We start from the raw sequence: 20,565 nt of genomic DNA, 5'->3' as shown, positions 1-20,565 counted from the left end.
GCGCCCCGGCCGTACAGCTCAGACGCCCCCTGCCGTACGGCTCACGCTTCCCCGGCCTACGGCTCAGGAGTCGCCGAACTCGCCCGCGAACGCGGCCGCCATCCGCAGATGCGGTCCCGCCTCCTCGTGACGGCCCTGGCGCTCCAGGGTGCGGCCCAGCATCAGACGGGCGTAGTGCTCGACCGGATCACGCTCGACGACCGTGCGCAGCTCGGCCTCGGCTCGGCCCAGCTGGGCCGAGTGATAGTACGCGCGGGCCAGCAGCAGCCGCGCCGCCACCTGCTCGGGGATCTCGGCGACCAGGTCGTCGAGGATCTGCGCCGCGAGCGTGTACTCCTTGGCGTCGAAGAACTTCCGCGCGCGCTCCCAGCGCTCCGCCGGGGTGCCCTGCGTGTAGTAGTTGGTCGTGTTCACCACTGGTGCCTCCTCGACCGCTGTCAACGGCACGGACCCGGCGCATATTCCGTCCTGGTGAGCGCGCGGGTCCACCTGTACGCGTGCCTGACGGGACGGCCTGGACGGGTCTAGGTTGTGAGCCATGAGCAATCTTGATCGCGAGGCGGAGCCGACCATCTGCGGCGGCCGGGGCTTCGTCGTGGCGGAGCCCGTACGTGAACTCCTCTCCCCCCGGCGCGTGAAGCTAGGCGAGTCCACCGAGGTCCGCAGGCTGCTTCCGAACCTCGGCCGCCGCATGGTCGGCGCCTGGGCCTTCGTCGATCACTACGGGCCCGACGACATCGCCGACGAACCCGGCATGCAGGTGCCGCCCCACCCCCACATGGGACTGCAGACGGTGAGCTGGCTGCACGAGGGGGAGGTCCTGCACCGCGACTCCACGGGCAGCCTCCAGACGATCAGGCCCCGCGAGCTGGGACTCATGACGTCCGGGCGTGCCATCAGCCACTCGGAGGAGAGCCCGCGCCCGCACGCCCGCCTTCTGCACGGCGCGCAGCTGTGGGTCGCCCTGCCGGACAGCCACCGCCACACGGAACCCCGCTTCGAGCACCACGGCGACCTGCCCAGGGTCACGGCCCCCGGCCTGAGCGCGACCCTGATCCTCGGCGAGCTCGACGGCGCCGTGTCGCCGGGCACGACGTACACGCCCATCGTCGGAGCGGACCTCAGCCTCACGCGCGGCGCGGATCTCAGCGTCCCGCTCGAACCCGACTTCGAGTACGCGGTCCTGTCCATGTCGGGCGAGGCCCACGTCGACGGCGTCCCGGTCCTGCCCGGCTCCATGCTCTACCTGGGCTGCGGCCGTACCGAACTCCCCCTGCGCGCCGAGTCGGACGCATCCCTCATGCTCCTCGGCGGCGAGCCGTTCGACGAGGAGCTGATCATGTGGTGGAACTTCATCGGCCGGACGCAGGACGACATCACCCAGGCCAGAGAAGACTGGATGAGCGGGTCGAGGTTCGGGGAAGTGAAGGGGTATGACGGGGAGCGGTTGGATGCGCCGGCGCTGCCGCCTGTGCCGCTCAAACCTCGGGGTCGAGTGCGCTGAACTGCCCTTTTGTAGGGTGGCCCACGCGAAGTCGCGTGAGCGTCTAAGTCGACCCGCTCGACTTCGCTGCATGCCGATCGCAAACGGATCTCGCAGCATCTGAGTCCACGTCTTCGAGTCGCAAGTTTGGCCCGTTGTAGGCAGCTCTAGATCAGACTGATGCTGACTCAATGCTGACTTTAGTGACACCTCGTCAGATCTGACTCGGCGTCGAGCTCTGACGAGGCTCGGCTTCCTGAGCTCTCGGGGAGGGGTAGTTCTCAGCATCACAACAACGGTGCGGTGGCAGGAGAGGCGGGGCGCTGGTGAGGGAGTTGCAGCATCTGTCGACGGCCAAGCTGGATGACTTCTACGAGCCGCCGCCTCGAAGGCGCCGCACCGACCGGCCCCTGGAAGCAGAAGTCGGCGCCTGTGGCAGCAGCGCCCGCTTCGCGCTTGGAGAAGGAAACCCTGCGGAGCCAACGGCTACTGAACAAGATGCCGAACGGCTGGAGAAGGTCCTGGTACACCTGCGGGCAAAGCGTTGGGCGCGCACGCAGACACCGGCGTCCTGCGGGGGCATAGGCGCCGACGCCCGGCTGGAGTTCTGCGGCCGCTCCCACTACGGCGCGGCGGAAGGGGACTTGGGACTCCGCAACCATGGCGTGTCCACCTACAGATCGCTGGAAGAGGGCGACTGTCCGCACCGCGACATGGACTTCTGCAGCAACATCGAGCTGTTCCTGTGCGGTTCGATGCAGCATGTCCGGGATCACCGTGACCATCCGCCCAGCAGGATGGGATCCGGCTCGGACCGGCTGCACGACGTGGCGGCGGACTTGGTCGCCCGGGAAGCCACCGGTGATACGTCCCTCCCGAGTCGGCTGGACTCAACAAGCAGCCGTCCCCAGCAGCTCGACGCGATGCGAAGTCGTTCGGGCGCTCACACCGACTATGCCGAAGATGAGATCACGGCCCATCGTCGCGCCCACCAGCGTATTGACCGGGCCGAACGAGGCCGCCATCGGTGTGTCCGCGGCTCCGGCCGTGGCCTTTGCCTCTTGGCGTGACGCGATGAAGGCCGGGACATCGGCGGGCCGGATCAGCGGGCCACTCGACCCTACTCGGAGGCCGCAGCCTCCCGTGATCATCGACGCTCCGCGCTCAAGACAGGCTTGAGCGCACAATTCCGGCAGCGATGCAGGACGGTCGGCCGCGACAACGAGGAACCCACCTTCGCGCAGGTACGGCACCAACGCCTCGCTGGTCGTGATGGTTTCCATGACAGCGGTCGGCTCCGCTTCAGGGAGGCGCTCACGCACCCACTCGCCGGCCACATCGACCTTTGCCCGTCCGACGTCACAACGCCGATAGAGATATTGGCGGTTCAAGTTCTCCAGCGCGACCCGGTCGCCGTCCACGAGCGTGAGCCCGCCCACGCCCGCACCCACGATCTCAGCCAGCACCGCGCCGCCGATGCCGCCGACGCCGAGAACGGTCACGTGCGCCGCGCGCAGCCGATCCTGTGCCGCACCGGCATCCAGACCCAAGGCCGCGAAGTACTCGACCTGGTTCCTCCAAGCGGACGAGTGCCACGAACGGTCGAACGGTGCGACTACGAGGCGAAGCCGAAGAAGCGTACGCACGATGGCGTCCACTTGGCTTCCGCTCGGCGCTGGGAGGCCGGCCGGCTCGTCGGAGACCGCTTTGAGCCATTCGAACATCGATTCAGGGCAGCGTCGGACCAGCAGTACCTCGTCGGAAAAAACGCGCAGCTCGTCGCCGTCGCGGGACCAGGTCGCCGCGGGCGAGAGAACGTAGCGGTCGATTCCGTCAGCCATCCCTGGCCTTCCTTCGTAGCGAGATCACCGTTTGGCGAAGATCATGAAGAATCGGCGTTCCAGCTGAACCGGGGGAAGCGCATGGCGCCCATCGGTGGCCAGGGCCGACCTGCCAGTGCCTCGCGTTGCAGCCAGTGGCCTCGGAGACGCAGGAGCGGCAGGACCGGACACTGCTCGCGGACCGCTCGACGCAGCTCGTCGTACGCCGCATCGTCGTCCGGGACTTCGGACAGCCGGTGCAGCAGCGGCGCGAGGACGGGGTCACGGCGCGCCGGGTCGAGCAGGTCCAGCGCACCGATCGGATCCTCGAAGAGCGGGCCGCGCAACGCGAGGAGCACGTCGCAGGACTGCGCCGAGCCCGAGACGAAGTCGGCGGGTGCCATCTCGACCTCGACACCGAGGTTCTCGGTCAGCTGGGCCGCGACCTCTTCGGCCACGTCCCGGTTGGGGTAGTAGTCCCAGTACCCCAGGCGCAGCCGTACGCCGGAGCCGACGGTGCTCGGCGGTGCCTCGATGTGGTGGTCGGGCGCTGCCGGCTCCGCACCGTTCCAGCACCGTGCGACAAGGCGGGCGTAGCGAATCGCGCCGAGGAGCCGGCGACGGAACTCCGCCTCGCCCACCGCTGACGGGCTGTCGGGGTTGATCTCCAGGCGCATCTCGATCGCGGTGGGTGCCGTGTGGAACACCTGGCTGTCTGTGAAGTCCGGGACGCGGTCGAGCGGAAACGCCGTCGCGCACGTCACATCGACCTCGCCCCGCCGGAACCTCTCCGGGGCGTCGTGCGGATCGCGGCGGACGAGCACCCGCACAGGTGGCGTGCCGGCCTTGACGGGTTCGAGCCAGTACTCGTCGTCGGCGGTGCGCACGGCACGCTCGTACGTACCGGAGGACAGTTGCCCGCACGACGAGATCGGAGCGAGATCGACGCTCCGGAGCAGGCTGGGCAGGTGCGGCGCCTGGCGGCGGAGCTCGATGACGAGCGCATCCTTCGATGTGCGGACCGCGCGGATGTCGCGCAGGAACCGCTGGAGCGACGGAACCGTGAGCGCGGTTCGGATCGCCCGGGCGTGGTCGCGCGTACGCACCGGGCTCCCGTCGGAGAAGGACGCGCCCTGCTGGACGCGGTAGTGCTGGCTCAGCCCGTCGTCCGCGACCCACATGAGATCGAGCCGACTGCGTTGGCTCGCCGCGGCGAACCAACGGCTCAGGTAGTCGCCTCCCGTGGGCCCGTGCCATCGAATCGGGTCGTCGTCCACCTCGACAATGACGGGACGCGTCACGCTCACGTGGTCACGAGAGGGCTGTCGGCCACCGGAGGAGTCCGTCCGGGGGCATCGGGCGAGGCGTCGATCTGCGCACACAGCCCTGCCACCGCCGTCGCGACCTCGCGCAGACGGCCAGGGGCGATGTTCGCGAGGAGAGCTTCGCGTTCTTCCCGCCCGCGAGGCATGAGGGCCTTGAATACCTTGGCCTGCGCCGGCGTCAGGCGGAGAGTCGACACCTCTGCCTCACTTGCGCGATACACGACCACGACCGTCGGACGGCTCAGCTCCGGCTTCCAGGTGATTTCGCGCGGGTCGGAAATCATCGTCACGACGTCGACATCGAAGTCCGCGATCAGGAAGTGCGGCTTCTCCTCCACGGTGGCGGGCCGCCGGTATACGTTGACGAGCTCTTCCTCGACCTCGTCTCCCCGGAACTCCGCAAGCATCGAGTCGTATGCGAACAGCGCCCTGGCGGCTTGCGCATGCACGCCCTCCATGGGCGCCAGAATCTCAGTGAGCGCTTCCTCGATGGGCATTGCAGCCCGTTCGAGCAGTGCGTCGATGAGTTCAACGTACGTGTGTCCCGCACCCTGCTTGAGGAAGCGCAGCAGGTGGTAATAGCGGCGCGTGAAATACCGTGAAAGGCGCAACACATCCTGGTAGTACTCGTAGTCCCGGTTCCCGCTGCGAATGAAGGTGAATCCGGTGAAGGTCGCCAGATCGTCCTTGATGAGCGCGCGGACGTCCGACGGGAGGAAGGTGCCCATGACGTCGAGCCCGCTGTCGAGCGGTGCGAGTTCAGCCCGGTACTCATCCGTGATCTCAGCGCCGGGAAGCGGCTGAAGCACACTGAGGTCACTGTTGACGGCACCGTAGGCGATCGCGTCGAAGACGACCTCCAGTGCCTTCTCGAGGTCTTCGGGGCTCTCGTCCGGGTATCCCACGATCGTGTTCGTCTCGAACTGGATGCCGACTTCCTTGGCGGACCGGAAGAACTCGTAGGTCCGCTTCGTCGAGGGCATCTTCAGCATGGCTTTGAGGATCTTCTCCGACCCTGCGTCCGTGCCGCAGAAGATGTTGAAGCATCCCGCGTCGGCCATGCGCCGCAGAAGGGACGGGTTGACATTATCCGGTCGGACCGCGCAGCCCCACTCGAACATGTCGTTGTGCTCGGAGAAGTAGGACACGAACTCGTCAAGATACGTACGCTTGTTGGCGAAGTTGTCGTGCAGGAAGTTGAACTGGGTCACCCCATACGTGCGGTGCAGGAAGCGAAGCTCATCGAGGATGACCGCGGGATCTTTGATCCGGAAGTCGCGGTCCCAGAACGTCGACGTCATGCAGAACTTGCACGAGTAGGTGCATCCGGAGCCGATGTGCACGTCGAAGATGTGTGGGGTCGACAGCCGGATGTAGTCGCCCATTGGGACGGCGTCGTACGCGGGCATCGGCACGAGGTTCAGGTTCGTGGTCGGCTGAGGCCCGCTGGACACGGCCTGGCCGTTCTTGCACGACCAGAAGCCGCGTACCCCGGCGGGATCGGTCCCGTCGGCAATGGCGTCCGCGAGGGCGGTGATCGCGAGCTCTCCCTCGCCGCGGCACACGAAGTCGACGCAGTCGGCGAAGCGCGGGAGGGCATCGGGGAAGACACCGAACGTCCCGGGCCCACCGAGAACCACCGTTACGTCGGGCCGGAGCCGCTTGACCTCACGCCCGATGAGGAGGCATGCCGGGAGGGTGTCCGCGAGACAGGTGAGGCCGAGAATGTCGGGATCGTCAGCGAGGAAGCGAGCGCAGGTCTGGTCGAGCCAGTCAGCGTCACTGGGCTCGAAGGCGCCGATCCGGTGCTCGTACTCCAGGTCGACGACGACGCCGGGATGGCCGTGCGCCTTCAGTGGTGAGGCTATGCAGAGCAGTCCGAGAGGAACGAAGAACGGAGAATTGACATCGGAATTGATCAGGGGCCGGCCGAGCGTCACGCGAGCATGCCGCGTGGACGATCGAACCGACACCTGGCCCTCCCCAGCAAACGAGAGGGCCAGTCGTTTCTGAGTCGGCATCAGATGCGATCAGCAGCGCCGCGCAACGATGGCACCCAAAGTAGCCGATGACAGGGCGATCAACTCGACGTCATCGTCAAGGTCAAGACCTTCCTCGTCGGTGAAGAGAACCATGTCCGGCTCCGCCTCATCCATCGCGGTCACCGAACGCTCCGTCACTGCCTGCGCCATTTTGACCCCTCTTTACCTTGACTGGTTCCAACATCCTTATCTCATACAGTCTTTGGCGTCTCGTCAATGGGCAGTGCGCACGTTTCCCGGTGCCACACCTGGTCCCGGATGCATCGGCCGTGGTGCGGCTGTGATCTTGCCTGGAATGAGGAAGTGCCCTGTGGCCTGCGCCGATTGGAGTTCTCCAGTCTTCCAGCACGCATGATCGCGAGGGCACTTCCGAGATGCGATCTCCCCACGCCGCGGGGCGGATCTCGGCGCGGTTCGATGATCCGAATCTGATCGCGTACGGGGCGGCGGCCTTGCTGGCGGCGGCCTCTGTCTGAGTGGCGGACGCGATGACACCGGGTCTGCTTGATCCGGGGGAGCGAGAGGACCGCCGACGGCCAATCGATTCCGCTTCTCCCGCAGTTGTCGGCACGTCAGGCCGTGAATGTCCTGTTAGGAGCCCTCTTCGTGCCAGCGGGGGAGTGGTACATAACCGTTCTGATTGGGGGTATTTCGTGGGGCAGGAACTGACGACAGCCCGTGCGGTTCCGGCGCGTCGCTTCCGTGCCCCGATGTCCGCTGACCGACGGATGTCAGGCCTTTCCCGCCCCTTGTAGGGCTTGATCGAATCTGGGTAGGCTGCTGCCGGTCCGGAACAGTGCCAGGCGGAGAGGTCGCCGTTTGATGCTGCTCACCTTCAGCGGACAAGGGCTGAACATGGATGGGTTCCCGCCATGTGGCGCAAAAGATCAAGGACCGGAATCCGCAGGTAGCGGAAACCGATTCGGCGATCACTCCATTCAGCGAGTTCGGTCATTCAGGGCATCCGGCAGGGGATTTCTGGCGGCGGTCGTGATGGCGCTTGACGCTGAGGGATCGTCTCGACGAACACTCGGCCCATGGTTCCTGCATCAGCTTGGCGGGTGTAGGCGCCATCGGCCCCATTTTTTAATGTGTCTTCCGTTATGTGACATTCGGGACGGAGCTAGGATTGTGACGTCTTCGCAGGCCAACGTTCCTGATCTGGAATCCACGGCAGTCCCGTTTCCGATTCCCAGGGCGCCTGGTTGTCCGCTGGATCCGGCACCTGAGCTCGCCGAGCTACAGGAACGGGCGCCGCTGGTCCGAGTTCGGCTGTGGGACGACAGCACTCCGTGGCTGGTGACGAGGCACGCGGAGCAGTGCGCGCTCCTGTCGGACCGCCGGGTCAGCGCGGACTGGATGCAGCCGGGCTACCCGTTCCACAGTCAGTTTCTGCGGGACCACCATGAAGAAGGCCAGTTCCTGACCGCCATGGAAGGCCCCGAGCATCTCCGGCTGCGCCGGATGATCGCCAGGCCGTTCACCCCCCGCAAGGTCGAGCAACTGCGGCCCACGGTCCAGCAAGTCGTCGACGACCACATCGATGCCCTGCTGGCCGGCCCGAACCCGGCGGATTTCGTGGCGGATTTCGCTCTGCCGATTCCGTCCATCACCATCTGCCACGTGCTCGGCGTCCCTTACGAGGACCACGACTTCTTCCAGCACGCCATCAGGACAATGACCGGCAGCGACGTCCCGGACGAAGCTGTGAACAAGTCCCAAAGCGACCTGTATCACTACCTGGCCAAGCTGATCGGCCGCAAGCTCGTTGCCCCCGAAGACGACCTGCTGTCCCAGCTGGCCACCGAACGGCTGGCCACCGGCCAGCTGAACCGGCACCAGCTGGTGATGCTGGTCCTGTTCCTGCTGATCTCGGGCCACGAGACCACGGCCAGCATGATTGCGTTGGGCACGCTGGCCCTGCTGCAACATCCCGACCAAATCACTGTGCTGAAGGACTCCGACGGCCCCGAGGTCGCCGCGGCCGTCGACGAGCTGCTGCGGTACCTGACCACCGTCCAGCCCGGCCGTCGCCGCGTGGCTGTCGAGGACATCGAGATCGGCGGGCAGGTGATCCGCGCCGGCGAGGGTCTGATCCTCCCGGAGGAGATCGGCAACCGCGACGAAAGCGTGTTCCCCGGTGCCGGGGAGCTGGACCTGCGCCGCGACGCCAGCCAGCAGCTCGCCTTCGGGTTCGGTGTGCACAAGTGCACCGGCCAACCGCTGGCCCGCCTGGAGCTCCAGGTCGTGTTCGCCGCCTTGTTCCGGCGCATTCCGACGCTGGCCTTGGCCGCCGACCTCGGCGACCTCCCGTTCATGGACGACGGGCTCGGGTACGGCGTCAAGAAGATGCCCGTGAGCTGGTAAGTGAATGAGGTTGTGCCGGTGACAGGAGCCGGAGTGGAGTTGTTGCAGATCGGGCACGGTCGACCGGAACCGTGGCCGAGTCTCCCGGTGGTGGAGGGCTTCCAGGAGATGCACGCTACCGGTTCCAGCTCTTGGCACATCCACCGAGGATGGCCGCGGCGCCGGCAACGGTTCCCGGAGGGTCGGCCCGCTGTCCTGCGCGAAGTGAGGACTGTAGGTTCCGGTCAACGGCGGAGGCCGAACACCCATGATTACCGGAGTCACCAGGGGGATCCCGCAGCATGACCACCACGGAGGCCCTTGACGGGTCGGCTGCAGTCGACGAGGCAGCACGAAGCGTCGCGCGCCCGTTCTACGTATACGCCGTGCTCGCCAACTCGCTGTTCCAGCGTGGCGTATTCGTCCTCTTCCTTCAGCAACGAGGCTTCTCCGCCGGGCAGGTGGCCCTCCTTCAGACTCTGATCTACCTGGTCAGCGGACTTGCGGAGTTGCCGACGGGAGTCATCGCTGACCGGATCGGCAGGCGTGCCAGCATCGTGATCGGTCAGGTGCTGATCGCTGGATGCCTGCTCGGTCAGGTGACGTCCTCCAACTACTGGGTGTTCCTGACGCTGTTCATGGGCCAGGGCGTGGGCATGGCATGCGTATCCGGTTCGGACACCGCCCTGCTGTACGACCTGCTCGTGCGTCGTGGTGCAACGGCCGGATACGTCAAGATCAAGTCCCGGTTCACCATGCTCGGGACGGTCACTTCGGGAGTCGCCATCGTCCTCGGCGGCCAACTGCAGCAGTTCTCCTGGGGAATCGTCTACCTCGGTTCGGCGTCGTGCCTCGTCCTGGCCGTGGTGGTGATGAGGTCACGGGTGCCCGAGATCCGCGGCGCGGACGCGGTGGACGAGCAGGACGGAGCCGAGAAGGAGCACAGCGACGCCACAGCATGGCGGGCAATGCTTCGTGTCGCCACGCCCGCGCTCGTGACGCTTGTCGTGGTGTCCGGATTGATGCATGCGACGTTGACGCCGTACATCATTTTTACGCAGAAGACCCTCTCCGATCAGGGAGCGGGCACCGCGCTGGTGAGCGTGGTCATCTCGGCGGGATTCTTCGTCGGCGGACTCGTTCCCTTGCTGTCGGACCGCGCGAACCGGCGCATCGGGTATCGGATCGTCATCCCGGTGTCACTCGTGACGCTCGCTGCGGCACTCGGCCTGAGCGGCTTCGGCCTTGTCTGGGTCACCATCGCCGCGTTCCTGGTCCTGGTCGGAATTCCCGAGATCACCGCGGTGCTCGTGGACAACGTGCTCAACGAGGCAGTGCCATCGCGCCACCGGGCGAGCCTGCTGTCGATGATCTCATTCGTGGAGTCGGTGCTCATCGGCACCGGCTATCTCGTCCTCGGCACGCTCATGGACGGGTTCGGCTCCAGTGTCGGCATGGCCACCTACGCCGCGGTCCCCCTGCTGGCATGTCTCCTGTGGCTCCCGGTGCTCTTCCGGGGCGCGCGGGTGACCACCGAGACCGAGAAGCCCGCCGGCCAAAAGGCATCCTGAAACAGGCTAACGATGAGGAGCCGAAGTGGAATTGATGCAGATCGGGCACAAACGACCGGTGCTGGATCTAAACCCGCCGGTCGTGCACGAGGATGCCCTTTCGGTTGCTTTGGTCTGCATGCCCTGGGCCGTGGTGGACATGCCCTCACTGGCGCTGAGCACCATCGCTCCGCTGTTCGAGCAGCGCGGAGAAGTTGAGAAGCTCGACGTCATCTATGGCAATATTCGGTGGCTCGACTTCCTGGTCCGGGAAGCGGGCCTCGAGCGTGAGCACTACGAACTGATCGTCGATGCCGAAGTGTTCGGGGTCGGCGAATGGGTCTTCTCCAGCTGCTTCCGCCCCGGCATCGACCCGCGCCACACGAGTTTCTATGACCTCGTGAGCGACAGTGAGCACGTTGATGCCTATTGTGCGATGTTCCGCGCGGCGCCCGCCTTCATCGATGAGTTGGCCCGAGATCTCGTAGCGTCAGGTGTCGACGTCCTGGGGTTGACGACGACGTTCGATCAGAACATTGCCTCGTTCGCACTCGCGCACCGCGTCAAGGAGTTGTCCCCAAGCATCGTCACGATGCTCGGCGGGGCGAACTGCGACGGCGTTCAAGGTACGGCAGTCCACCGCGCTCGCGCGGAGTTCGACTACGTGATCCGGGGCGAGGCGGAGCGCTCGATCGCGCCACTCATCGCCCACATCGCGGGATCCCGTTGCGGTGACGAGCACGGGCATGACGAACGGCTGCGTGCCGTGCCTGGACTGTGCTGGCGATCCGACATCGATGGAGCCTCGGTAAGCAACCCCATCGGACCGACACCCGTCTCCATGAACGCGGTTCCGGAGCCCGTCTACGATCACTATTTCCGCGATTTGCGGAAGTCTCCGGCCGCTCAGCTCATCGATGTCAAGATTCCTCTGGAGGCCAGCCGCGGATGCTGGTGGGGCGCGAAGCACCATTGCACATTCTGCGGCTTGAACGGGTCGGCCATGGCCCATCGCGCAAAGCCTGCCGAGCGCGTGCAAGCGGAGGCCACCCGGGCTGTCCGTCGGCACAACGTACTTGACCTGGTGTTTTCTGACAACATTTTGGCGCCCGACCATGTCGTTCGGCTGACCACGGACATGGCGCTGCCCGCTGAATGGGACGTCCGGTTGTTCGCCGAGGTGAAGTCGAACCTCAATTTCAGTCAACTCGAGTCCCTTGCGCGCGCCGGTTTCACGCAACTGCAACCGGGCGTCGAGAGCCTCTGCACACCCATCCTGCGCATCATGCGCAAGGGGGTGACCGGGTGGCAGAACGTGCGATTCCTGCGGGACTGTGCCACCTGCAGGATCTATCCGTCGTGGAACATCCTCGTGGGTTTCCCTGGGGAGAGTGACCGCGACTACGCGGCGTTGATCGACTCGCTCCCGTCCCTCCATCATCTGACGCCGCCCGCCGGGGTGTTCCCGATCAAACTGGAACGCTTCAGCCCCTACTTCGACGATCCAGAACTCGGTCTCCGGGTGCTCGGTCCCTCGCGCAACCTGGTGAGCGCTTACGAGGGAGTAGTGGACGCCCTCGATGACTTCGTCTACGTGTTCGAGTCCGAGTCCGCTGGCATATCACCTGAGACCAGCGAGACGTTGCGCGAAGCGGTCTCGAACTGGAGGGCCAACGCATCGACTTCTCGGCTGGTCGCTCTGCCGGCGCCGGACGACTCGCTCGTCGTCGTCGACGACCGGTCCACCTGGCCCTCCCGTGAGGTGGTGCTTCAACCGGGTCTCGAGGCCGAGGCCTACCGAGGACTGGCCAAGGGCAAAACGCTTCCTGCACTCACTTCCATGATGTGCTCGCTCGGGATTGCAGTGCCGGAAGGCCAGCTCAAGGAGCTCGTCGAGAATTGGACGGAGCTCGGAATCGTATTTCATGAGGATGCCACCTATTTGGCGCTCGCGACAGGACTGCGTTGGTGACGAAACAGACAGCAGAGCGGCGGTCGAACCGACGACGACTCTTCGCGTCGGTGAATCTCCACTCGATGCAGAGCAGGGAGGACCTCGTCACCCTGACCCGGTCGGGATACGCCGGGGTACGACTGGTCGGTCATTGCGCCATGTCGGAGATGGGCGATCGCGAACTCGTCTCCCTGGTCGCGCTGCTCCGCGACGCGCGTGGAGTCGGTTTGCGGGTTTCGTGGAGCGGTGACTGTGGCGCCCTCGAGGTCGGGTGCCTTCGCCACCTCGACCCGCCACGGCAGTCGGACGGCACCTATGCGTGGTCGGCGCAGCAGGGAGAATCCCTTGTCGTTCGGCGCGGTCCGACGTTCCTAGCCGTCGAGGACACACGCTACGGGGATCGTCGCCGCATCGATATCGACCGCTCGGAACCGGCGGCAGCCGTTCTTGACGAAAGCCGTTGGGGGCACACGATCACCCCCGTAGAGGCGGCCAGTCTGCACGCTCTTCAATTGCACGACCTCGTCTTTCGTTCCGGCGACCACTGTGTGGGTATTGCCGTAAGGCAAGGAGTCTGGTGTGTCTGAAGGCAACATCGTCTTCCGCAAGACACTCGATGAGCGGACTACGTCGCGAGGGCCGGCGGATCCAGCCGCCACCGTCGTTCCGATGCGCATGGGAACGGCAGGAGTGGGACTACTCGTCAACGATCACCGCGAAGCCACCCGCATCTTGTCCGATGTCGAAACCTACGGCAGTGCGGGCGAACTCATGGCCACCGTTTTCGACGAGCCGGCCGAGTCGCATCCGGATTCGATGTCCGACGAGATGGTCTTCGCGGTCAACCAGACCGATGGGGAAGAGCATCGTCGCGTACGGCGCGCACTTCGGAGGGTCATCGATACGCGTGTGCGCGATGTCTCGGACCAGCTGATTCAGGATGTCCAACACTCGATCGAGAGGGCTCTCACCCTGGGGAGGCTCGACGCGGTCGCGTCGATCGGCGCGCCCATCGCCGACAGTGTCATGTCACGATTGCTTGGACTTGACGCACACCTCGTCTCGGCCCTGAGGACCGCGGTTTACCAGGGATACCCGGTGCGCGAACTCGACGCCACGCTCGTCGACTGGGTGCGCGACAGGCGTGCTCACCCCGCCGATGACCTTGTGTCAGACCTGATGGCGGAACTGCCTTCTCTCAACGATCGACAGGTCGCGGCGAACACTCGACTGCTCGCGCTGTCGGGTGTCGAGGTGTTGGCGGCACTGATTACGAATGGAATCCTCTGCCTGGCGCAAGATCCGAAGACGCAGAGTCTCGTACGCGATGACGAGACGCTGCTGCCTGACCTCGTCCATGAGGTGCAGCGATACGCGAGCCCGATTGCGCGAGGGATCTATCGGATGACGAAGGAACCATCCGTGATAGGCGGGTACGCAGTTCCCGCAGGTACTTTGCTCATCATTGGTGTGGACGTTTGCAACAGGGACACGTCAGCATTTCCCGATGCTCACAGATTTGACCTCACTCGCGGTCGGGATTTCGAACATCTGACGTTTGGCCGAGGGCGGCACTCATGCCTGGGTATTCCAGTCACACGCCTGATTGCGGCGCAGGCCCTGCGCGCGTTTCTCTCGGGAACAACGAGTTTCGGCCTGGCCGTGGAGCCGTCAGCGCTGCGTTTCCACGACACTATGGTCATGAACGGCCTAGCCGAACTCCCGATTTGGGTTGAGTGCGCGAACTAGTGTCTCGTGATCCTGATTTCGCTACCTCGCGTTGTTATTGACGAGTTTCCTCACGCTGGTCTGGACGAGTCGGACCTTGACGAGGATCTCGTCGGTGGTGGCGGTCCAGGTGAAGGGTTTCGCGTTCTCGTTCCAGGAGTCGATGTAGTCGCGGATCTGTTTGACCAGGACGTTGACGCTCGCGAACGTGCCGCGGTGGATGGACTGCCGGGTGGTGATCCCGAACCAGATCTCGATCTGGTTCAACCATGAGGACCCGACGGGGGTGAAATGGAAGTGGGCGTGCGGGTTCTTCGCCGGCTGCGCCTTCACGTCCGGAGTGGTGTGCGTGGAGAGGTTGTCCAGGACGATATTGATTTCCTTCCCCGTGTGTGGCTTGACGGCCTTCTCCGGAACGCCAGGACGGTCGCGCCGTTCCGGTTCGGCCTAGCGGCAAATGGATCAGGTCATCGACACTCGCCGATTCTCCCCACGGCCATGACGTGCTCAGCCGTGAAGGGCTGGGCCTTCGTCGGGTTCGCCGACGGTGATGGCTTCGGCGATGGCTTCGTGCCGGTGCCGCCACCTGGAGGGAGCCGCCGGCGAGTCCGGCCAGGTCGATCCCGTCGAGGGCACGCTGCTCGCCACGTTCCTGTCGGGACGTGGCGGCCGCGTTGATCATGGAGGGTGGACAGGCAGGTGTATGGCCTACACACTTAACGAATGATCAACGGAGTTCTGGACCAGGCGCAGTCCTTCGGCCCCCTCGGCAAGGGCGAGCGCCTCGCCCTGGAGGACGTCGGGTCGGGCGTCTTCGAGGGGTACTGCCATGGTGGCCGCGCGCAGGAGCGCGCCTATGGAGGAGCGGTCGTGGGCCAGGCCCTGGCCGCGGGGTACCGCACCGTCGAGGACGACCGCTCCGTGCACTCCCTGCACGCCTACTTCCTGCGCGCCGTCACGCCCGAACGTCCTACGAGGTACGCGTCCGACGTGGTCCGGGACGGGCGCAGCTACTCCGTGCGCCAGGTGACGGCCACCCAGGGCGGCAAGGAGGCGCTCACGATGAATGTGTCCTTCAAACTGCCGCAGCCGGAGGGGAGTTGGCGCCATCCCGGCATGCCGGACGTCCCGGGTCCCGAAGGCCTCGACGACGGCTTCGCGTTCCGTCCGGCGACGCATCCGCTGCGTACGGCGGTGGAGTGCCGGCAGGTGCCGGACGTTGCCGGTCCGGACGAGGGGCAGATCGAACGCTTCGCCTGGTTCCGAACGGTCGGCGCGCTCCCCGACGACCCGGCACTGCATGCCTGCGCCCTCGCGTACATCTCCGACGCGCCGCTCGCCCCCACGGCCCTCGTGCCGTACGGCGAACCGCGGCCGGTCGGTGTCGTTCTCGCCTCGCTGGACCACGCCATGTGGTTCCACCGCCCGTTCCGTGCCGACGAGTGGCTCCTGTACGCCTGCCGCAGCCGCCTGGCGGGCGACGGGCGCACCCTGGCGTACGGCGAGTTCTGGGACCGGCACGGGCGGCTCGTCGCGTCGGTGGTCCAGGAGGCGCTGCTGCGGACCAGGGATTGACATGATCCCGGTAGCCCTGGCCCGCGTCACCGGCCAGTGGCTCCAGCGGCCGCCTCGACCGCTCGATCCGCAGGGCCCCAAGTGCGCCGTCACCCGGACAACGTCCGCTTGCGTGCGTCCAACGCATTGACGCCGTGCTGCGGGGCCGCGATGCTCACGGTCCGCGCCTGTCCTGCGACCACTCGCCGAAGCCGACGCCGATGGAGGACTCCCGCATGGGCCCGTTCCTGCCCGACGCCGTACGACAGCACGCCGCGCTCATCCCTGGCGCTCCCGCCGTGACAGAAGGTTCCCGGACGCTGACCTACGCCGAGCTCGACCGGCGCGGCAACCGCGTCGCCCAGGCCCTCCTCGCCGCGGGCCTGCCCCAGGGCACCCACGTCGGCTACCTCGTACGCCCCGGCATCCTCTCGGCCGAGCTCCTGATGGGCTGCGCCAAGGCGGGGTTCGTCGCCACCCCGCTGAACTGGCGCCTGGCCGCGCCCGAACTAGTCGCGGTCGCCCGGGACGCCGAACTCGGCATCGTCCTGACCCAGACCGAGTTCCTGCCCGGAGCGCGTGCCGTGCGTTCCGCGCTGCCCGGCGTCACCCTCGTCACCGAGAGCGGGGGTGACGCGGGTGAGTACACGTACGAGAAGTGGCTGGCCGCGGCCGGTGACGCCGATCCGGGTGGCGGGAGCGAGGACGCGGTCTTCCTCCAGCTGTACACCTCGGGGACCACCGGGCTGCCCAAGGGCGTCCAGCTCACGCTGAACAACTGCAGCGCGGGCGAAGCCCAATTGCGCGAGATGGGCTGGACGACCGCGTCCGTCTCCCTGAACGTCATGCCCGTCTTCCACATCGCCGGAACCGGCTGGCTCGTGAACGCGCTCGCCGCGGGCGCCCACACGGTGCTGGTCCCCGACCTCGTGCCGTCCGCCGTGGTCGAGCTCATGGAGCGCCACCGGGTCACGCACACGTTCTTCGTGCCCGCCATACTCCACCTCCTCACGACGCTGCCCGACATCCACGAACGCGACTTCTCCGCGCTCCAGTTGATCGTCTACGGGGCCTCGCCCATCACGCCGGCCCTGTTGCGCCGGTCCATGGAGGTCTTCGGCTGCGGCTTCTACCAGAAGTACGGACTGACCGAGACGACCGGCTCCGCCGTGCGGCTGCTGCCCGAGGACCACGTCGTGGACGGACCGCGCTCCGCGCTGCTGCGCTCGGCGGGCAACGTGTGGCCCGACGTCGAGGTGGCCATCGCCGACCCGGTCACCGGTGATCATGTGGCGCCGGGAGTGGTGGGGGAGATCCTCACCCGCTCCCACCAGGTCACGCCGGGCTACTGGAAGCGGCCCGAGGAGAACGAGGCGCTGTTCACCGCCGACGGCTGGCTCAGGACCGGCGACGCGGGCTATCTCGACAAGGACGGCTACCTGTTCATCACCGACCGGATGAAGGACATGGTGATCACGGGCGGCGAGAACGTGTACCCGATCGAGGTGGAGTCCGTGCTCGCCGAGCATCCCGCTGTCCTGGACGTCGCTGTCTTCGGCACCCCCGACGAGAAGTGGGGCGAGGCTGTCACCGCCGCCGTCGTGCTGCGGCCCGGGACGGACGGGGTCACCGCGCAGGACCTCATCGACTTCACGCGCGAGCGCATCGCCTCGTACAAGAAGCCGCGGATCGTCCACTTCGTGGAGGAGCTGCCCCGCAACCCCAGCGGCAAGATCCTCAAGCGGGTCCTGCGCAAGGAACTCGCCCATCGCGCCGATTGAACGACCGTTAAGCCAGTGGGCGCGGGCGGGCCTGTGGGACCCGGTCCGGAAATGCGTGACAAAGGCCCCAAAGCTATGCTCGGAGGGTTCCCGTCGTTGGCGGCACGGGCCTGGACGGAGCGCGGGAGGCGACCGGCCCGGCCGGCCGACCGGGGTCCCGGCTCACTTCTCCGGAGCGAACGCATGGCAGGAAGGCGCAGGGCGGAGATCGGCCTGGGGGAGCGCCTTGCCCTGAACCGCGTGGGCACCTTCGAGTGGGACCTGTCGGAGGGGACCTTCGAGCTCGACGCGGCGGGCCTCGCCGTGTATGACATGGGACCCGACGAGTACGACGGTCGGCCCGAGTCCCTGCTGTCGCGCGTCGCGCCCGAGGAGGGCGCCCGGATGGGCGCCGCCGCGATGTCGGCGATCCACGCGGGACGCTCCTCTTACGGTGCCTACTTCCGCGTACGGCGCCGCGACGGCCGGGAGCAGTGGACCCATCTGCGGGGCCGGATCCTCAGGGACGAGCACGGCACACCCCAGCGCGTGGTCGGCATCGTGCGCGACGCCGACCAGGACCGCGCCCAGCTCGCCATGACCAGCCCCGTACAGCTCGCGGGGTGGCAGCGGATGACCACCGTCCTCCAGGGCACCGCCGACGCCCTGTCCCGGGCCGTTACGGTGGCCGACGTGATCGCCGTCCTCACCGGCGAGGGCGGGCTCGAACTCTTCGGGTCCGACGGACTCATCCTCGGCCTCGTCGAGGGCGACGCTCTCCAACTCGTCGCCCTGGTGGGCGAGTCGACGTCCGAGCTCGACGAACTCAAGCTGCACCGCCTCGACGAGTCGCTGCCCCTCGCCGAGGCGGTGATCACCCAGCGCCCGCGCTTCGTGACCTCCCTGCGCGAACTCGCCGACGCCTTCCCGCGTCTCGGCCCGTACCTGAAACGCCTTGAGCTGGACGCCGCCGCGTTCCTGCCGCTGGTCGCCCAGGCGCGCTCCGTCGGGGGCCTCGCGCTGCTGTACCGGGGGCGCGAGGAGTTCACGGCCGAGGACCGCGACCTGTGCCTCGGCCTCGCGGGCATCGTCGCCCAGTCCCTCCAACAGGCCATCCTCTTCGACGGCGAACGGGACTTCGCCACGGGCCTCCAGTCGACCATGCTGCCCCAGCACATCCCCAAGTTCCCGGGCGTCGAGATCGCCGCCCACCTGCCGCCCGCTACAACGCCGCGGGCAGCGGCCGGCAGGTGGGCGGCGACTGGTACGACGTGATCCCGCTGCCCCGACGCAGGATCGGCGTCGTCGTCGGTGACGTCGAGGGGCACGACACCCAGGCCGCCGCCGTCATGGGCCAGTTGCGCATCGCGCTGCGCGCCTTCGCGGGCGAGGGCCACCCGCCGTCCACGGTCATCGCGCGTGCCTCGCGCTTCCTCGCCGAGCTCGACACCGACCGCTTCGCCACGTGCACGTACGCCCAGGTCGACCCCGCCACCGGAGACGTACGGGCCATCAGGGCCGGCCACATGGAACCGGTGCTCCGGCACACGGACGGCCGCGTCAGCACCCCGCCGGTGCGCGGCGGGCTCCCGCTGGGCCTGGCCACGGAGTTCGAGCAGGAGGAGTACCCCGAGACGCGGCTCGACCTGCTGCCCGGCGAGGCGTTCGTCCTGTTCACCGACGGCCTCGTCGAGCATCCGGGGCGCGACATCGCGGCAGGCGTGAAGGCCCTGACGGAAGCGGTGCGCTGCGGGCCCGTCCAGGCGCGCGCCATCGCCGAGCATCTGTCGGAGCGGGTGTCGCAGATCAGGCCGACCGCCGATGACGTGGCGCTGCTCGTCCTGCGCCGGGACCTCGACCAGGGCACCCCGCTCGCGCCGCGCATCCACCAGTACCTCCACCCCGCGGACCCCCAGGGGTTCGCCGAGACCCGCACAGCGCTGCGAAGGGCCCTGGAGGACTGGGGATTCGGCGCGGTGGCGGACGACGTGGAGGTCGCCGCCGGTGAGCTGATGGTGAACGTGCTCCTGCACACGGAGGGCGGCGCCGTCATCACCCTCGAAGTGCTGCCGGGCCTGGCCCGGCGCGTCCGGCTCTGGGTCAAGGACCGGTCGAGCGTGTTCCCGCGCCGCCGCACACCGGGCGAGGCCGCGACATCGGGTCGCGGGCTGCTGCTCGTCGACGCGGTCGCGGACTGCTGGGGCGTCGAACCGCGGGGTGAAGGGAAGGCGGTGTGGTGCGAGTTCGCGGAGCCGGAGCCGGAGCCACCTGGCGGTACGTGAGACACCAGGCGTGCGACCGTGCCTAGGACACGGCGAGATCCTCGCCGGTCTCGTCGAGGTGGGCCGCCATGGCGGCGACCGCTTCCTGCGGTGCGCCCGATGCGATGGCGGCCAGGATCCGCCGGTGGGCCGTGATGGTCGCCCGCTGGCTGTCGCCCCGGCGGGACCGCCCCTCGTAGCTGGCGAGCCGGTGTGCGGTGAGGATGTCCGACAGAGATTCCAGGACGAGTTCCAGCATGCCGTTCCCGGCCATACGGGCGATCTCGTGGTGGAAGGCGAGATCGAGGGCCACGAAACGGTCGCGGTCCTCGACGGCGTCCTCCATCTCGTCGAGCAGGGCGCCGGCCGCGTCCGCCGAGGCCGCACCGGACGCGACCCGGGCCGCCGCTCGGGATGCCAGCGCTCCCTCGATCGCGCCGCGCGCGTCAAGGACATCGGCGACCTCCAACGACTGCTGGCGCAGCCGGAATTGGAGGATCTGCCCGAACACCCGCGCCGAGGGGACGTTGACCCTGGCCGGCCGGCCCTGGCTCGACACGAGGATCTCGCGGGCGGACAGCACCCGGATCGCCTCGCGCACCGCGAGCCGGTTGACCCCGAACCTGGCCGCGAGTTCGCCCTCCGAGGGCACGTCGTCGCCGGGCTCGAGCCCCGACTCCTCGATCAGATCGACGATCTCGCCGGCGACCTGATCGAACAGCGTGGTGCGGCGCACTGCCAC

Annotated in this window: 15 protein-coding genes and 2 pseudogenes; 10 read left to right on the top strand and 7 right to left on the bottom strand. The window is 67.1% G+C overall.

Annotated elements, in window-relative coordinates; genetic code table 11:
- Positions 1–63: 63 nt before the first annotated feature.
- Positions 64–414 carry a tetratricopeptide repeat protein gene (locus OG456_RS00815; RefSeq protein ID WP_266556135.1) on the bottom strand — a complete coding sequence of 117 codons (351 nt, stop codon included), beginning with the start codon at positions 412–414 and terminating at the stop codon, positions 64–66.
- 124 nt (positions 415–538) lie between these two features.
- On the opposite strand from OG456_RS00815, the gene OG456_RS00810 reads away from it, so the two are divergent.
- Positions 539–1,504, top strand: coding sequence for a pirin family protein (locus OG456_RS00810; RefSeq protein ID WP_266556133.1), 966 nt, complete (start codon positions 539–541; stop codon positions 1,502–1,504).
- 305 nt (positions 1,505–1,809) lie between these two features.
- A pseudogene (locus OG456_RS00805) lies at positions 1,810–2,466 on the top strand (SAVMC3_10250 family protein); the annotation flags it as partial.
- Here OG456_RS00805 and OG456_RS00800 read toward each other — a convergent pair.
- The 4 genes from OG456_RS00800 to OG456_RS00785 all read right to left on the bottom strand — a co-directional run bounded on the left by OG456_RS00800 (position 2,374) and on the right by OG456_RS00785 (position 6,820).
- Complete coding sequence (locus tag OG456_RS00800) at positions 2,374–3,207, bottom strand: ThiF family adenylyltransferase (protein ID WP_266568968.1); 834 nt, start codon at positions 3,205–3,207, stop codon at positions 2,374–2,376. The pseudogene OG456_RS00805 and the gene OG456_RS00800 sit on opposite strands and share 93 nt — an antisense overlap.
- Positions 3,208–3,365: 158 nt before the next feature.
- Positions 3,366–4,610, bottom strand: a complete 1,245-nt coding sequence (locus OG456_RS00795; protein WP_266556131.1) for a hypothetical protein — start codon at positions 4,608–4,610, stop codon at positions 3,366–3,368.
- Positions 4,607–6,601, bottom strand: a complete 1,995-nt coding sequence (locus OG456_RS00790) for a radical SAM protein (protein WP_266556129.1) — start codon at positions 6,599–6,601, stop codon at positions 4,607–4,609. Before OG456_RS00790 ends, OG456_RS00795 begins: the two co-directional genes overlap by 4 nt.
- Before the next feature lie 57 nt (positions 6,602–6,658).
- Positions 6,659–6,820, bottom strand: coding sequence for a hypothetical protein (locus OG456_RS00785; RefSeq protein WP_227293201.1), 162 nt, complete (start codon positions 6,818–6,820; stop codon positions 6,659–6,661).
- A gap of 1,209 nt (positions 6,821–8,029) precedes the next feature.
- On the opposite strand from OG456_RS00785, the gene OG456_RS00780 reads away from it, so the two are divergent.
- The 5 genes from OG456_RS00780 (at position 8,030) to OG456_RS00760 (ending at position 14,269) form a co-directional block, all read left to right on the top strand.
- On the top strand, positions 8,030–9,037 hold the full coding sequence (locus OG456_RS00780; protein ID WP_266556125.1) for a cytochrome P450: 1,008 nt from the start codon (positions 8,030–8,032) through the stop codon (positions 9,035–9,037).
- A gap of 281 nt (positions 9,038–9,318) precedes the next feature.
- Positions 9,319–10,587: an MFS transporter gene (locus OG456_RS00775; protein ID WP_266556123.1), complete on the top strand. Its 1,269-nt coding sequence runs from the start codon at positions 9,319–9,321 to the stop codon at positions 10,585–10,587.
- A gap of 34 nt (positions 10,588–10,621) precedes the next feature.
- Positions 10,622–12,538 (top strand): RiPP maturation radical SAM C-methyltransferase, encoded by a 1,917-nt coding sequence (locus tag OG456_RS00770; RefSeq protein ID WP_266568966.1) that lies wholly within the window; start codon positions 10,622–10,624, stop codon positions 12,536–12,538.
- Positions 12,535–13,107 carry a DUF5825 family protein gene (locus OG456_RS00765; RefSeq protein ID WP_266556121.1) on the top strand — a complete coding sequence of 191 codons (573 nt, stop codon included), beginning with the start codon at positions 12,535–12,537 and terminating at the stop codon, positions 13,105–13,107. The genes OG456_RS00770 and OG456_RS00765 overlap by 4 nt, the downstream gene beginning before the upstream one ends.
- Positions 13,100–14,269: a cytochrome P450 gene (locus OG456_RS00760; RefSeq protein ID WP_266556119.1), complete on the top strand. Its 1,170-nt coding sequence runs from the start codon at positions 13,100–13,102 to the stop codon at positions 14,267–14,269. The genes OG456_RS00765 and OG456_RS00760 overlap by 8 nt, the downstream gene beginning before the upstream one ends.
- A gap of 21 nt (positions 14,270–14,290) precedes the next feature.
- On the opposite strand, the gene OG456_RS00755 is transcribed toward OG456_RS00760, so the two are convergent.
- A complete protein-coding gene (locus tag OG456_RS00755; protein ID WP_266568964.1) occupies positions 14,291–14,614 on the bottom strand; it encodes a transposase in 324 nt (107 codons plus the stop codon).
- Between the two features lie 357 nt (positions 14,615–14,971).
- Between OG456_RS00755 and OG456_RS00750 the strand changes: the two genes are divergently transcribed.
- From OG456_RS00750 to OG456_RS00740, 3 genes and pseudogenes are all read left to right on the top strand, one after another.
- Complete coding sequence (locus OG456_RS00750; RefSeq protein WP_266556117.1) at positions 14,972–15,823, top strand: acyl-CoA thioesterase II; 852 nt, start codon at positions 14,972–14,974, stop codon at positions 15,821–15,823.
- Between the two features lie 200 nt (positions 15,824–16,023).
- A complete protein-coding gene (locus OG456_RS00745; protein ID WP_266556115.1) occupies positions 16,024–17,583 on the top strand; it encodes a long-chain-fatty-acid--CoA ligase in 1,560 nt (519 codons plus the stop codon).
- Between the two features lie 183 nt (positions 17,584–17,766).
- Positions 17,767–19,844, top strand: a pseudogene (locus tag OG456_RS00740) (SpoIIE family protein phosphatase).
- A gap of 22 nt (positions 19,845–19,866) precedes the next feature.
- Here OG456_RS00740 and OG456_RS00735 read toward each other — a convergent pair.
- On the bottom strand, positions 19,867–20,565 hold the full coding sequence (locus OG456_RS00735; protein ID WP_266556113.1) for a FadR/GntR family transcriptional regulator: 699 nt from the start codon (positions 20,563–20,565) through the stop codon (positions 19,867–19,869).

The sequence above is a fragment of the Streptomyces sp. NBC_01446 genome (genome assembly GCF_026340095.1).
Taxonomy (GTDB): domain Bacteria; phylum Actinomycetota; class Actinomycetes; order Streptomycetales; family Streptomycetaceae; genus Streptomyces; species Streptomyces aureus.
Note: the sequence above shows the minus strand (reverse complement) of the source record. Positions and strands in the feature narration are given on the sequence as shown.

Bases quoted from the DNA above. Each gene is read 5' to 3' on its own strand.
- OG456_RS00800 (WP_266568968.1), bottom strand. From the start codon at position 3,207: ATGTTCGAATGGCTCAAAGCGGTCTCCGACGAGCCGGCCGGCCTCCCA.
- OG456_RS00770 (WP_266568966.1), top strand. From the start codon at position 10,622: ATGCAGATCGGGCACAAACGACCGGTGCTGGATCTAAACCCGCCGGTC.
- OG456_RS00810 (WP_266556133.1), top strand. From the start codon at position 539: ATGAGCAATCTTGATCGCGAGGCGGAGCCGACCATCTGCGGCGGCCGG.
- OG456_RS00745 (WP_266556115.1), top strand. From the start codon at position 16,024: ATGGAGGACTCCCGCATGGGCCCGTTCCTGCCCGACGCCGTACGACAG.
- OG456_RS00750 (WP_266556117.1), top strand. From the start codon at position 14,972: ATGATCAACGGAGTTCTGGACCAGGCGCAGTCCTTCGGCCCCCTCGGC.
- OG456_RS00785 (WP_227293201.1), bottom strand. From the start codon at position 6,820: ATGGCGCAGGCAGTGACGGAGCGTTCGGTGACCGCGATGGATGAGGCG.
- OG456_RS00775 (WP_266556123.1), top strand. From the start codon at position 9,319: ATGACCACCACGGAGGCCCTTGACGGGTCGGCTGCAGTCGACGAGGCA.
- OG456_RS00780 (WP_266556125.1), top strand. From the start codon at position 8,030: ATGCAGCCGGGCTACCCGTTCCACAGTCAGTTTCTGCGGGACCACCAT.